This is a genomic window from Dendronalium phyllosphericum CENA369, from assembly GCF_016056275.1.
Lineage (GTDB): Bacteria > Cyanobacteriota > Cyanobacteriia > Cyanobacteriales > Nostocaceae > Dendronalium > Dendronalium phyllosphericum.
Genome location: NZ_JAECZA010000002.1, coordinates 26,569 through 41,167, shown reverse-complemented (window position 1 = coordinate 41,167; position 14,599 = coordinate 26,569). Strand labels below are relative to the sequence as shown.

Below are 14,599 nucleotides of genomic sequence, written 5' to 3'. Positions count from 1 at the left end.
ATAAATTCTCCAAAGAATTTTAATTTTTTAGATAATAGTTGGCAACATAGCCTCGCTAGATTCGATAATTTACTATGTCATTTTTTGTAATTTCGGTTTGATGGATATTAGTAATTACCTGAGTTAATAATTCTTCCCACATTCCCATGATTTTTTCTAGATTGAAACGTTCGGTTACTTCTGGCGCACGAGCAGCTAAACGTTGGCGTTCTTCCTCATCAGATATCAGTCGTTTAATTGCTGCGGCTAAAGCTGACACATTTTCATTAGGCACTAAAATGCCATCTATTCCATCACGAATAATTTCTCTTGGCCCATTGGGACAATCTGTAGAAATCACAGGTAGTCCACAAGCCATTGCTTCGCAAAGAGCGTTAGGAAAACCCTCAAAGCGAGAGGACATGATAAAAATGTCTGCTTGCTTGAGAAATTCATAGGGATTACTCACTGCTCCAAGAAGATAAACGCGATCGCTTAGTCCCAACTGATTACGCAATAATTCCAAATCTGAGCGCAACGAGCCTTCTCCGAGAATGGTTAACGTCCATTCTGGATAACAATCTTTAAGTTGTGCAAAAGCTTGTAGTAATAAATCAAAACCTTTTGCTCTAACTAAACGCCCCATCGCAATGAGCGATCGCTCTTTCAAAAGTTTGGGCGATGACTCTTTGGCGATCGGCGGTAATAAAACCATGTTAGGGATAATACAACCACTAGCTTGCACTTGAGATGGAAAATAATTCTTGGCTCTCTTAGTTTGAAAAACGATTCGAGCTGCGAATGGATAAGTCCATTGCCTTAGTTGTCTCCAATTCCTACCTAAAGATTTCTCTGCCGGATCGTTACGTTCAGAAACTATTACTGGTATTTTTAATCCTCGTGTTGCTAGTAAAGTTAGTATATTTGTTGTAGACATAAAGCTAATTACTGCATCTGGGTGACTGTTATTAATTGCATCTCGCAGTATTTGGATACGTTGGAAATTATTCCAAATACCAAGAATTGTGTTGTTAGAATCTTTCGCTATATTTAAAGGAATATAAGAAACTCGCGGATCTAAATCAAACTGGGCTTTTTTTGGAGCCTCAAATGTCAATAAACTCACTTGCCATCCCCTAGCTGCCCAGTAATTTGCCATGATTGATATCACGCGTTCGGCCCCACCATAGCTTAAAGAATAAATAATCAGTGTTAATCTCATTTAAAACTTAAATTTCCTTTACAGGTTGACGATTTTTGAGTTTTTTATTAGCGTTATACGTTAAAAACAAGAAAGAAAAAACATAAACACAGGTTGTTGACAAAGCAATACCTGCAACACCAAACCATTTCATAAATAAATAGTTCAAAAATATATTTATAATTAAATTACCAGCAGAACCCCACATTAATATATAACTGACTTGCATTGCTGAAATTAAACGTACAACTAAAATACTTGCTATATAAAAAGGTACTTGTAGGGCAAAACAATTTTGGATTTGAGCTACTAAATGAGTATCATTAGCTGTAAACGAACCTCTTTGAAAGAGTACCCGAACTATTAACTCAGAAAACACAAGTAACAAAGCTGTGAGTATGGTAGTAACGATAAAGATCGACTGCATATACTGCTTAAACGTCCGACGTACACCTGTCCAATCGTTACAGGCTATCATTTTGGAAAAATAGGGAATGACAGCAGTACTTAATGCGGTAGTGGCTAGAGTTATCGGCAAGGCAATTACCTTGTTACCGTAGTTCAATGCTGCTACGCTACCAGCCGGCAACATTGCTGCCATAGATTGATCCACTAAACTTGTACTACACATTAAAAAACTTCCTGCAATCATGGGACAATATTGACCGACAACTTGACGCAGGTTAGTATCAATCCCATACCATTTTGGCCACCAGGAAATGTTTTGTCGGTGTAGTCCTATTCCTAAAATAGTTATTTCTAGTACGGCTCCGCAGACTAATCCTATTGCTAAAGCAAAAATGCCCCAAGATTTCAGCATTAAGAGCAAGATGATGCTAACAGTTGGAGTGAGAATTGGCGATAAAGCTGCTAATGCGAAACGCTCTCCTGCATTCAATACAGCACCCCAAATGATAATAATCCCATTCAGTAAAACAAGAGGCGCGATCGCATAGAACAAATGAAAAGTCAGCTCTAACTTTTTAGGACTAAAGCCAGTTGCAATGTATGGTAAGTACATAGGTGCTGTAACTACCATCAATATCGTCATAATTCCTAGTAGCCCTAAGCCACTGATTGTAGCTCCAGAAAAAAGCCTTTGAGCAGCTTTTTTACCTTCTTGCTCCCGTACTTTCATATAAGTAGGTATGAGAGCGCTATTAAAAGAACCAGCGATAACATTGATAATAAAATAAGGAACTAGTAAGGCAATTAAATAAGCATCTACGTCGTCTCCGGTACCATATCTTTGAGCAACCACTAATTCTTTACCAACAGCTGCCACTTTTACCAATGCTGTCAATAAACCAACTGTTATTGCTGCACCAAAAATTTGGCGATTGATAGAGCTACTTGTTAGCTTCTTCCATAAATAAATTAAGCTTTGCAAACGCCACATGCTCATATCGCTGTTCAGAAAATTACTTGACAATACCTGCGTCTTTGCCTAGATACACATTGCTATTAATCTCACCGCTGAGTCTATAGCTTTTCAAATAACCACCCTATAGTAGGCGCGGTAAGGGTAATTTAGATAAACTTGTATACATCTTTAGCAAGTGTAAATATAGCTTGCCTTTGATTGTAATACTGCTAATGCAATTGAAATTTTTGACAACCTCTCCACCAAATTTCTCTTTAAATTGATTAATCCCTAGTTTTTGGAGGTCTGTATTTCCGGTATACCAGCCTCCAAAATCATAAATCCCAATTCCGTCATTTTTAAATCTCAATATATCCTGCCAGTGATGATAACGATTTGCTCGTCCTAAAAGTGACTGATAAGATGTATTCTCGTCATTTTTGATAGATGCAGAATGTAAAAAAAAACTCTATTTTTATGTACATAGTAAGCGTGCCAAACAAAAGGACTACCGTTTTTTAACTTTACATGTGAAATGTCAATTAAACCAGCATCCGCGCGCTTTTTTAACCATTGCCTATCAATTTTTACTAATCCTTTTTGGATAGCGAATAAATCGTAAAAATCAGCAAATTTATTGATTAAATCGGAGTTAATATGATTCCAATACTCATAATTAACTTCATCTTTCTGTTCTGCTCGTCTAATTTTATATCTGTCATTACTACTGATCCTGTGCCAAAGCTCATTATGGCTTTTGGTTAGGTCTATCAATCTTGTTTGTACTTCCTGAGATTGAGCGCCTGCAATTGGATACTTCCATTGTTTGTAATAAATTACGTCTACATTATTTAATTTTTTTGGTTCTTCATCAAACCAAACTTCTCCTACTGAAAAAAATAGTTTTCTTTTGAGTACTAACATATGCTTTACTTGAAAGTATCACTATTAATATGGTTGTTTTATTCCAACTATTTTTATCTCTTTAAGCCCAAGTATTAGTCTTAAATTTGACTTTCAAGCTAATTTGAGTACTCCTTCCATCTACACAAGCTATCCACTTATTTCGATCGATCTGATGAGGATCGATATTGTGCATACCTGCTTTATTCCAACCGTATCCACTTGCCTTAATAATTGGATTGTTTTTTACTGCTTTTTCTTGATAATTTGCTGTTGTTAGCTCTGTTATTTCAAATGCTAGAACTTGTTTTCCATAGATATACTTGCAATCTTGGGTATATCTAAAAATTTTTTCATCGAATACTACGACTCTACCCGCTGGTCTAGCGATTTTTGCATTCCCATTGACTACAGGACTCTGAGGATGTTCAACCCAAGGGCCAGTTGGTTGCTGAGAATAGTAGAGACGTAAAATATTTCTTTTTTTTGATGTTGCTATAAATAGCCACCATAAATCATTATGTTGAAAAATTGTAGGATCTACAAAGTCTTTTCCAGAAAGTAAAGTTTTACAAAATATCCATTGTGTTGGAAAACTGGTTGCTTTGTATAAACGAACCGAACTTGTTTGAGCAGTTTCTGGAATCATATAGTACTCATGATTCCATTTAAATACATATGGGTAAGATAAATGAAATGGTTCTTCCAAAACAATTCGTTGATAGTTCCAATTAAAACTATCTTGGCTAGTTGCTAATCCAATATCTCCTTTATTAGTATGGGCATTGAGAACTTCAAAAAACATATACCAAGTTTCATTTTCATGAATCATGAATGGATCGGCAACAAATTCTGCTGGTACATCTGTGACATCTTTAGCAGTCAAAATCGGATTATTTATACTTTTGGGAGAAACCAAGTTTAAAGGCGATTCGCCCGTATAAATTGCAATTGACCACTCTGAATCGATGTTGATAATTTTTTGGAGCAGCTTTTTTACTAAATTAGTTCCTTGCACAATAGTTCTCCTTAATTACACTTATCTTTTCACAACAGAAGCTTCAATCTCTTGAACGTAGTTCCTATTCATATTATTTTCTTTTGCAGCATCAGCTTGATGATTTGCTGTTGAATAATCAGGGGTATATCCAGGGATTAGCTGTTCGAGTAGAAATAGGATAGAAAGTGCATCATTATAGGCTGCTGCTTTACACAAATCTTCTACAATAACCATTAAGTTTTTAGGAATAATCCGACTAGCGTTTTTAACTACAAATAGTTTTTTATGTTGGGTTGGTTCGTATTCTTCTCCTTTAATAAAGAGTTCTTCAAATAACTTTTCTCCTGGTCGTAATCCTGTAAATACAATGTCAATATCTTTGTTTACTTCATACCCGGAAAGACGAATTAATTCTTGTGCTAAATCAACAATTTTGACAGGTTCGCCCATATTCAGCATTAGAACCTCACCACTGTGACCAAGTACCCCTGCTTGTAAGACAAGTTGCACGGCTTCTGGAATGGTCATGAAATAACGACAGATATCAGGATGAGTAACAGTTACTGGCCCACCTGTAGCAATTTGTTTTTTAAAAGTGGGAACTACACTACCACGACTACCCAAAACATTGCCAAAACGCACAGTAACATAATGCTTTCCACTTTCTTTTGCAGCTTGTAGTACTAACATTTCAGCAACTCTTTTACTAGCACCCATTACATTAGTGGGATTAACTGCTTTGTCTGTGGAGATCATGACAAAATGTTTGACATCGTATTCTAGCGCTAGTTCTAGTAAATTTTTTGTCCCAATTACATTGTTAGTGATTGCTTCTGGTGGATTTAATTCCATTAAAGGGACGTGTTTATGAGCCGCAGCGTGAAAAATTACATCAGGTTGGAATCGCTCGAAAGCATATTTTAATCGAGAACGAAACCGAATATCAGCAATAAAGGTGTAAATATGAGGAGCCTTTTTTAGCGATTTGCCATCTTTGTTGAGTACTTGAATAAGTTGTTCTAGTTCTTGTTGGATGTTGAACACAGAATTTTCTCCATGTCCAATCAGTATGATTCTGGCAGGCTGAGATTTGAAAATTTGACGGCACAGTTCGCTACCAATTGACCCACCCGAACCTGTAATTAGTACTGTTTTGCCGTTGAGAAATTTAGACACTCGCTCTATATCGGTCTGTATCGGTTCTCGTCTGAGCAAGTCCTCTATCCTGACATCTCGAATGCTGTCTACTCGCACGCGACCATTAAGTATTTCATGTATACCAGGTAAGGTGCTAGTTTGCACTCCAGTAGCTTTGCAAATATCTACAATTTCCCGAATGACTTTCCCCGTAACTGTAGGCATTGCAACGATCGCTTTCTGAATATGCAGAGATTGCACCCACTTAGGAATTTGGTAGCGATCGCCTAGTACAGGAATCCCCCGAATACGTGCGTTTAATTTTCGAGGATCGTCATCAATGAAGGCCACCGGATAAAGTCCCAGTTGGGGATTTCTTTGCATTTCTTGAAGGAGGGACACTCCAGCACTGCCAGCACCAATAATTAGCACTCTTTGTTGTGAGTTAAATACTGGTTCTCGTTGGCTAACTCTTTCCACAGCTCGAAAACTGAAACGAAGTGCCCCAATCAAAATACACGATAATAATCCATCAATAAATGGTAGCGATCGCGGTAGTGTATCTGTAAATGGAAATTGATTTAGAATATTTGTCAGAACATCAAATAGCATGATTTGGATGACTACTGCACCCACCATCAACATAGCTATATATATTAGTTCCTCAATACTGGCATACCGCCAATAACGCCTATAAAAACCAAAACTTCCAAATACACTTAATTTGACTACTAAAAATAATATTGTTGCAATTGCTAATTCTAATATATATGTTTGGATATCGAGATCGCCATCTAAACGTAGGAGCAGAGCTAATAAGGGTGTAATTGAAAAAATAATCAGATCGCAAATTAACAAATGACTATTTTTCAGCTTTAGCAGTTTGTTCAATAAACTGTTAATCATTTTTTTTCCAATTATATGAGGAATCAAGGACAAGAGATTCAACACTGTCAAATCCTCCATAGCAATTTACAGAATCATCTTATTTGTCAATCAAGCTCAGTGTCAGATTATCAAGCCTCATTAATTAGGCGATCGCGCTATATCTGACTTCGCCATACCAGACTTATTTGTAGGCAGTTTTAGTCTGTAAGTGTTTTAAGGACTTAGCTCAAAATCCCACTAATAACTACCTAAAAATTCCATCAATATATCTAAAAATAGACGCATTAACTGTAAAACATTAACAATTGTCTATTTCCAAATCTACTTACTATGTGGCAAATATTTTTAGTTAAGACCACATAGGAATAACTGACATCCAAAATACATTTTTCTGGCTATTGATACTGGAAAAATTCTGATTTTAGCCGTTAAAATTCCTTGCGATGCAGTTTTTCATCTTCGTTTTGCAACTGTTTCTATCAATATCTAAGGTAATGAAGCAATAGGAATTCGGTTTGATTTCTGAAACTACTTGCGTAGGGAAGGAACAGGAAACAGAAAAGAAAGCTCTTTGATGTCTACTGAGTTTTTTCAAAAATCAAATATTGCGTCATACTAGACTTTTTATTTTCATAACCTAACACTTAAAGTTAACTAATATACATTAACTTAGTTATTACCAACCATAGTATTGTTATTGTTGTATGAAACCATAAATTTTGTACCAGTTTTATCCTAATTCTGTCACGCCAATTTGACACAAACTTTTTGAAAACATAAAAACTATTCAAAATAAGCTGTCGCGCATTTAATTTGCACATCTTTTCGTGTTGACTGTTGAACGCCAGTTTGCAAGGGCGGAGGGAACTTCCCTATCCTTCGGGTTCTGCTTTAGCAGTACGGGTTCACAGTCGCCTGCAAAGGAGCAGGTTAGCAGGTTTTGCCTAAAAGATGATAATGCAACTTGTAGGTGCGACAGTTTAGCTTACAGCAGTTTGTAAGTAAATAAAGAGGAGTCAGAATAGAATGTCACGCTCGAAAAGATGAAACTTCGCTTTTGGCAGGGTGTAGGGGGTGGCGCAACGGGTGTAGTGGTTTAACACGATTGAATTTTAGTGCCTCAAACAAAACGACACTCCAATTTATTCCCTACACCCCACACCCCACACCCTACACCCGCTCATCCTTATAAATACTAGGTTTACCGTTAACAAGCGTGCCATTCGAGTCAGAATACCCCATACCTGAAATCAGGGGTTTCAAATACGATGCTCTGCCTTTTGATTACTCCATGCTTAAAAGCACTTTCTTTAGAACTCGACTCAGGAGCGATTCGCACATTTGCCATTCTGGCTCCTGAGTTCTGAGTTCTGAGTTCTTTTTAGTAATGATTTATTTCTTGGAGTTCTACAAAAATTACATAGCAGCATACTTCGCAAATTTTTACTAAGTATGCTGCTAGATTAATTGGTGAATTTATTTCTGCCACCAAATATAGAACTTACGCTTTGTTTAGCTATGTGTAAAAAACAGGCAATACCTAATGACAACTACTAGTTGTTTGCGTCTTTGTTAACTAACCTTTGCTTCCAAAGACTTAAGTAATTCAGTATTCACCCCTGATTCACGAGTCAGAGCAATTTTGCCAGTACGAGCTATTTCCCTCAAACCAAATTTTTGTAATACTTGAACGATCGCCACCATCTTACCAGGATCTCCAACAACTTCCAGGGTTAGAGAGTCTTCTGCCACATCTACGACTCGCGCCCGAAAAATCTGAGCCAATTCGATCACTTCTGAGCGGTTGCTGCTAGTAGCATTCACCTTCAGGAGCATCAATTCTCGCTCTACGCATGGAGTTTCGGTAATATCCTGTACCTTAAGGACATTGACCAGCTTATATAGTTGCTTAGTGAGTTGTTCGATTACGCGATCGTCACCAGGTACAACCATCGTAATCCGGGAAACTCCTCCCTGTTCGGCTGGGCCGACAGCAAGGCTTTCTATATTGAAGCCGCGACGGGCAAATAAACTAGAAATGCGGGATAGAACACCCGCCTCATCTTCTACTAAAACTGAAAGGGTATGTTTCATCTTCGCCAACACAGAGTCAGGCAACATCTTACGTAATGCAAACACTAGCTAAGAGTTGCCCTAAACGTACTGTTTTAAACTGCTAAATTGTAAATGCGATCTTTTATCTTATACTTAATCTTTGCACTGATTACACCCTCAAGAGAGAAGTTATCTACAAATCTTACCGAAAGTATAATCTTCCCAGAGTGCATATCTTTTCAACGGCAGATGTGAATTGTCTGTAAAACACTTATCTTCATAATGTCATGAACCTTTGATAGGAGCACAAAAATTTATGGGTTGGTTAAAAAGACTTTTTGGATTAGAAAAACCTGAAAATGCACAAGTGAATCCTGCTCCCCAGCCAGTACCACAAGCTGTTAGTACTGATGTTGCTACCGCTACTCAATCAATTCCACCAGAGCGTTTAGGATTGAATGGAGAATACGACCAAAGTGGGTTAGCAAAGCGAGTAGCGTTAGCATTCGATCAAGACCAGCAACTGGATGATGTTAATACCCTGTGGGTTGCTCAGACAGGCAGTACTGTAGTATTGAAAGGACAAGTTCCTAGCCAAGATATTCTTAACAAAATGATTTCTGTAGCAAGATCGGTGAATGGTGCTACAGATGTTGATACTAACCAAGTTACCATTAGCTAATAAAAGCAGGGGAGCAAAGGCAAATAACTCCTAACTCTTGTACAGACAAGGGTTAATCGCGTCTGCACAAGAGACGCGATTAACCCTTGTCTCTACTTATTGCCAAAAGATTTATCGAGCCAAGCCAAAATAGCTTGGTTAACTTGTTCTGGGCATTCATCGTGAGGACAGTGCCCTACATCCTCTAATTCAAGTAGTTCCAATTTATTGTTGTACTGAGTAAATCGATTCGCAAGTATTGGAGGAACAAATCGGTCTTTTTGTCCCCAAATCAGCAGCATTGGAATTGTTAAGGTTGGTAATACTGTTTTGACACTAGGGCTAAAGTTAACAGCGATCGCAGCTTTGAATAAAGCGCTAAAAGCACGGGCAGAACCTCGGTCTTGGGGAGGGCCAGCTAAAATTTCTATCAATTCATCAGTAATTGCCTCTGGATTAGCATAAGCAATACTAGCCCAACGGCGGAGAATACCGGGTCGGCGCACGAAATGAAACACTGGTTTGAGTAACAGTGGAGAAGCAACGACATTTTTGATCGCTTTGACCACAGGTCGCAAAACAATAGGAATAGCTTCTTGTTCCAAAGATGGATCGGGCAGACTCATCATGACTATTCCTTGCACCATATCGGGATGTGCAGAGGCAGCAGCCATAGAAATCAGCGAACCATTAGAATTCCCCACTAGCACCACTGGCTGACGGATAAAAGCTTTCCAAAAATCATACACCTGCTCTACCCACAGTTCTATACTGTAATTTACTGGAGCCTTTTGCGAAGCCCCAAAACCCAACATATCTAAAGCGTAGACTGTGTGGCGATCGCCTAACACCTCTAGATTATGTCGCCAATGACCAATGGAAGCACCAAAACCGTGCAGCAGAATTAAGGGCGTTCTATTTTGCTGTTCTTTCACGGGTCGGATGTAAGTATAGCGAGTTTGCCAGCCGCGCCATACCCAATCTCTTTGATTACCAACTCTTTCTTGCCAGTGTACCGTAGCGGTCACACTCGATCTCCTATTCATTAGCATTGTTCTAATTCCAATATAGGGGATTGGGGATTGGGGATTGGGGATTGGGGATTGGGAACAAGAGACAAATAATAACTACCTCTACCTTCTGACTTGAAAAAGGGTGTGGGGTGTAGGGTGTAGGGTGTGGGGTGTAGGGGAAGAAACCTTTTTCATGCATGGCGGTGAAACTTGTTTTATTGGGACTGCCTCCTGACAACTGACCACTAACCACTGACTATAAAATAATCGTTACAATATTTAACAGTTCTCTAGGTTGTGTAATTTAGATTAACTATTGCAGAGAAATTCTCTCAGAGTGAGTAGAATGACAAATACAACAACTAACTACTCTAGGAATTAGCTACCCTAGAATATAGACCGATTTTGAAGTCCTCAGTTATTTTTAAGTATTGTGCTTCTGAGGCATACCAATCAAAACCAAGTCAATCAAGTCCAAACACATACCTAACTAAAGAGCTCCCACTAATCATAATGCCTGTGATTGAGAAAAAAAGAACTCGCGATCTGCCCCAAATTAACGAACGCATCCGCTTCCCGAAAATTCGTGTCATTGATACTGATGGCTCGCAACTGGGAATCATCACTCCACAAGAAGCACTACAACTAGCTGAGGAAAAAGAGCTAGACCTAGTGCTGCTGAGTGACAAGGCTGACCCGCCGGTTTGTCGGATCATGGACTACGGGAAATACAAGTTTGAGCAAGAGAAGAAAGCGCGGGAAGCCCGGAAAAAGCAGCACACAGCTGATGTCAAGGAAGTGAAGATGCGCTACAAAATAGAAGAACACGACTATAACGTGCGTGTGAAGCAAGCAGAGCGCTTTTTAAAAGATGGTGATAAAGTCAAAGCTACTGTGATGTTTCGGGGTCGAGAAATTCAACACAGCGATCTGGCAGAAGATTTACTCAAGTGCATGGCAACTGATTTGGAGCCGTTTGGTGAAGTACAGCAAGCGCCCAAAAAAGAAGGGAGAAACATGATGATGCTCCTTTCGCCCAAAAAGTAATCCTCTAGATTTTCTAGACACCAACTGTAATGCACCACTGAAAATAACAAAACGATCGCCCGATCGTTGAAATTTGTCGAAAATTGATAGTCCTGAGCGCTGAGTGGGAAACATAATACTCAGTTGCTTGGGACTTTTGCCATTTTCAGGGGACTGGGGATTGGGTACTGGGGATTGGGTACTGGGTACTGGGGATTGGGGATTGATTATTTTTCTTGTCTCCCTCATCTGCCTCATCTCCCCCATCTCCCCTGCCCCCTGCTCTCTTACATTGTGCGGTGACATCTGAAAGTAAAACTGCATGGAACTCAAAAATGACTTGTTTGCTGCCAATAGAGGCATGGCACGGCTGTTACAGTGGGTGAATTTAAGACCAGAAGAAGGCGATCGCACTTTTTTGATGTTTGCCTTTTATACAACTGTCTGTGTGGGATTACGCTGGGCAGAGGATAGTACAGTAGCGCTATTTTTAGATCAATACGGGGCGGGGCCGCTGCCTTGGATGTACATTGCCAGTGCCGCGATGGGTGCGGCAATAGTCTTTATATATTCTTGGTTGCAAAAGATTTTTCCTTTACGCTGGGTAATTGTGGCGATCGCACCCTGCATGGTCGTGCCCTTGATGTTATCAGTTTTATTGCGTTGGGGAATACATTTTTCATATTTATCTGTAATTCTTGTATTTCTGATGCGGCTGTGGGTAGATGCACTTTACGTCGTCAATGACCTCAATACATCCATCGTCGCTAACCAACTATTCAATATTCGTGAGATTAAGCGTACCTATCCACTGGTAAGTAGCGGTCTATTGATGGCAGATGTAATCAGCGGCTTTAGTTTGCCTTGGTTGCTGCAATTCGCCAAGCTTAATAAAGTGATTGTTATCGCCTGTGCTGTGATTGTTTTGGGAGCGGCGATTTTAGCCTATTTAAGTCATCACTATCAAGCATCTTTTCCTGATGCCCCACAACGACTAGTTACTCAAGAACAAGCTTCTCGACACCGACGCATTCAAGCTCCACTCAGGCGCTATACATGGCAGTTATTTGCTTTTGTCGGGCTTTTGCAAGTGATTGGGCTATTGGTAGATTTTCAATATCTTCGGGAATTAAAGTCTAATTTAGGCGAACAAGAACTTGCTAGTTTCTTGGGTTTATTTGGTGGCATTGTGGGGCTGTGCGAGTTGACAACGCAGTGGTTTGTCTCCAGCCGGCTGATCGAACGTATAGGAGTGTTTTTCACTGCTGCCCTTTTACCAATATCTGTAGGTTTTATAGTACCAGGAGCGATCGCATTACTGAATCTAGTGCCAGGAGTACAAGCGCAAGGTATTTTCTGGGGATTGGTAAGTTTAAAGTTCTGTGATGAATTGCTGCGCTACACCTTTGTCATTAGTAGCGGCCCGGTACTCTACCAACCGATTCCCGAACGAATTCGTAGTCGGATGCAGGCATTATCTGGTGGAACTGCCGAAGCGATCGCCACCGGTTTTACAGGATTATTAATTCTGGTGACTGTGTTTGTTTGCGAGCGGTTTGTTCCGTCATCACTCCAAAAATGGGTATTGGTCATAGAAACGGTACTAGCAGCAGCCACCTGTTTAAAAGTAGTTTGGGTACTGCGATCGCGCTATGTCGATCTGCTAGTGTTGAGTGCAGAGCGAGGCGAACTGAGTGCCACAAATGTCGGTTTGCGTGTCTTCAAACAAGGGGTAGTCAAAGCTTTAAGAGAAAAGGGCAGTACGGCAGATAAACACTCTTGTATCGAACTTTTAGCTCAAATCGATCCCCAAGGAGTGTCCCAAGTTTTAGCACCTCTGCTGATCGACTTAAATCCAGATTTGCAGCGTCAAAGTTTGGAAGTGATGCTCGTGACAGGCGCAAATCATACTTATGTGGTGGAAGTCCGCTCTTTGTTAGAACAGCCTCAAGGAACTGTCGATCCCGAAGTTTTTGCCCTGGCATTGCGTTACGTATGGTTGGCTGAGGCTAATCCTAATTTGAGTCAATTGGAAGATTACCTGCAAGCGCGACACCATTCACTAATCCGCGCTACCGCTGCTGCCTTAATCTTGCGTCAGGGAACGCCTATACAAAAGGTAGCAGCTACCAAAACTATGCGCCGGATGCTGACTCATAAGCAAGAACGAGAACGAATAAATGGAGTCAAAGCCCTTAGAGAAGCAGTTTATTTACAGGCTTTGCGGATTCACATCCCGAATTTGTTGCAAGATGAATCTTTACGGGTGCGCTGTGCCGTCTTGGAGATGATTGCGGCTACCCATTTAGAGGAGTACTATTCTGCACTGCTGGCGGCACTTTACTATAAGTCAACCCGCACTACCGCTATGCGTGCTTTAATTCGCCTAGAAAACGAAGCTTTGGCAATGCTGCTGCAACTAGCAACTAATAATTACAAGCCGGAAATAGTACGTATGTATGCATGGCGCACCATTGCTCAAATCTCCACTTTAGAAGCAAAGGAAACTTTGTGGCTGCACTTAGAGACATCTTGGGGTGCTACTAGGTATCATATTCTCCGCAGCTTACTAAAAATTCAGAAACAACCAGATATTACTGTACTAGACCGATTCCAGCACAGTCGAGTAGAACATTTAATTGACCAAGAATTAAAGTTTTTAGGTGAGATTTACGCTGCTTATCTAGACTTGCAAACCCACCAGACATTAGAAAATCATCAACCATGTGAGAGAGTGACGATTGTTTGTGAGTTACTAGAACGCGCTCTCCAAGAATTGGAATTGGATGTTAAGGAAAGGTTGCTGTTGCTATTGAGGTTACTTTATTCTCCAGAAAAGATGCAAGCAGCAGCATTTAATCTGCGCTCTCAGTCAGCAGTAAATTTAGCGCGGGGATTAGAAATTTTAGAGCATACAGTGAATCTGCCCACAAAATCTTTACTGTTGAACATTTTAGATAAGCGATCGCACCAAGAAAAACTGCACTATCTAGTGGAAGCAAAGTTCGCCCAATACGAACAAATGGCAGTTGGTGACAGGCTTCGCAAGATATTGACACTGGGTAATTTTCTTTCTGACTGGTGTTTAGCTTGCTGCTTTCATGTTGCTTTAGTTAGCCGTATCCGACTCACCAGTGGCGAGATTTTGGTAGCGTTGCGCCATCCTACTGGCTTTGTGCGAGAAGCTGCGATCGCATATCTTAGTGTAGTTTCCCACCGCGTTATGCTAGAACTATTACCCAAATTACAAAAAGATTCCCATCCACTAATAGCAGCTCAAGTCAAGGAGTTAATGAAAAAATATCCGATCAAAAATTAAAATCTTTATTCCTTGTTAACTTGGTAAGTGAAGTCAAAAATCGAAGAGTATCAG

General features: G+C 39.9%; 10 protein-coding genes. 3 read left to right on the top strand and 7 right to left on the bottom strand.

The features are described from left to right. Positions 1 to 55: 55 nt before the first annotated feature. From I8752_RS01175 to ilvN, 6 genes are all read right to left on the bottom strand, one after another. A complete protein-coding gene (locus I8752_RS01175) occupies positions 56 to 1,201 on the bottom strand; it encodes a glycosyltransferase family 4 protein (RefSeq protein ID WP_214430496.1) in 1,146 nt (381 codons plus the stop codon). Positions 1,202 to 1,208: 7 nt separating this feature from the next. Then, entirely contained in the window at positions 1,209 to 2,585 is a 1,377-nt protein-coding gene (murJ, locus tag I8752_RS01170) for a murein biosynthesis integral membrane protein MurJ (RefSeq protein WP_214430495.1), read from the bottom strand. A 363-nt stretch (positions 2,586 to 2,948) separates the two neighbouring features. After that, positions 2,949 to 3,467 (bottom strand): hypothetical protein, encoded by a 519-nt coding sequence (locus tag I8752_RS01165; RefSeq protein ID WP_225895382.1) that lies wholly within the window; start codon positions 3,465 to 3,467, stop codon positions 2,949 to 2,951. A gap of 61 nt (positions 3,468 to 3,528) precedes the next feature. Next, positions 3,529 to 4,464 (bottom strand): glucosamine inositolphosphorylceramide transferase family protein, encoded by a 936-nt coding sequence (locus I8752_RS01160; protein WP_214430494.1) that lies wholly within the window; start codon positions 4,462 to 4,464, stop codon positions 3,529 to 3,531. A 21-nt stretch (positions 4,465 to 4,485) separates the two neighbouring features. Beyond that, complete coding sequence (locus I8752_RS01155; RefSeq protein ID WP_214430493.1) at positions 4,486 to 6,489, bottom strand: polysaccharide biosynthesis protein; 2,004 nt, start codon at positions 6,487 to 6,489, stop codon at positions 4,486 to 4,488. Positions 6,490 to 8,043: 1,554 nt separating this feature from the next. Beyond that, positions 8,044 to 8,565, bottom strand: a complete 522-nt coding sequence (gene ilvN / locus I8752_RS01150; RefSeq protein ID WP_214430561.1) for an acetolactate synthase small subunit — start codon at positions 8,563 to 8,565, stop codon at positions 8,044 to 8,046. A gap of 277 nt (positions 8,566 to 8,842) precedes the next feature. Between ilvN and I8752_RS01145 the strand changes: the two genes are divergently transcribed. Then, positions 8,843 to 9,208: a BON domain-containing protein gene (locus I8752_RS01145; RefSeq protein WP_214430492.1), complete on the top strand. Its 366-nt coding sequence runs from the start codon at positions 8,843 to 8,845 to the stop codon at positions 9,206 to 9,208. Positions 9,209 to 9,300: 92 nt separating this feature from the next. On the opposite strand, the gene I8752_RS01140 is transcribed toward I8752_RS01145, so the two are convergent. Then, positions 9,301 to 10,215 carry an alpha/beta fold hydrolase gene (locus I8752_RS01140; protein WP_214430491.1) on the bottom strand — a complete coding sequence of 305 codons (915 nt, stop codon included), beginning with the start codon at positions 10,213 to 10,215 and terminating at the stop codon, positions 9,301 to 9,303. A gap of 498 nt (positions 10,216 to 10,713) precedes the next feature. Here I8752_RS01140 and infC point away from each other — a divergent pair, with 498 nt between their 5' ends. Both infC and I8752_RS01130 read left to right on the top strand, forming a co-directional pair. Continuing rightward, positions 10,714 to 11,247, top strand: a complete 534-nt coding sequence (infC, locus tag I8752_RS01135) for a translation initiation factor IF-3 (protein ID WP_214430490.1) — start codon at positions 10,714 to 10,716, stop codon at positions 11,245 to 11,247. Positions 11,248 to 11,548: 301 nt separating this feature from the next. Then, entirely contained in the window at positions 11,549 to 14,545 is a 2,997-nt protein-coding gene (locus I8752_RS01130; RefSeq protein WP_214430489.1) for an NTP/NDP exchange transporter, read from the top strand. The last annotated feature ends 54 nt before the right edge of the window (positions 14,546 to 14,599 follow it).

Bases quoted from the DNA above. Each gene is read 5' to 3' on its own strand.
- ilvN (WP_214430561.1), bottom strand. From the start codon at position 8,565: ATGAAACATACCCTTTCAGTTTTAGTAGAAGATGAGGCGGGTGTTCTA.
- I8752_RS01130 (WP_214430489.1), top strand. From the start codon at position 11,549: ATGGAACTCAAAAATGACTTGTTTGCTGCCAATAGAGGCATGGCACGG.
- infC (WP_214430490.1), top strand. From the start codon at position 10,714: ATGCCTGTGATTGAGAAAAAAAGAACTCGCGATCTGCCCCAAATTAAC.
- I8752_RS01165 (WP_225895382.1), bottom strand. From the start codon at position 3,467: ATGTTAGTACTCAAAAGAAAACTATTTTTTTCAGTAGGAGAAGTTTGG.
- I8752_RS01175 (WP_214430496.1), bottom strand. From the start codon at position 1,201: ATGAGATTAACACTGATTATTTATTCTTTAAGCTATGGTGGGGCCGAA.
- I8752_RS01145 (WP_214430492.1), top strand. From the start codon at position 8,843: ATGGGTTGGTTAAAAAGACTTTTTGGATTAGAAAAACCTGAAAATGCA.
- murJ (WP_214430495.1), bottom strand. From the start codon at position 2,585: ATGAGCATGTGGCGTTTGCAAAGCTTAATTTATTTATGGAAGAAGCTA.
- I8752_RS01155 (WP_214430493.1), bottom strand. From the start codon at position 6,489: ATGATTAACAGTTTATTGAACAAACTGCTAAAGCTGAAAAATAGTCAT.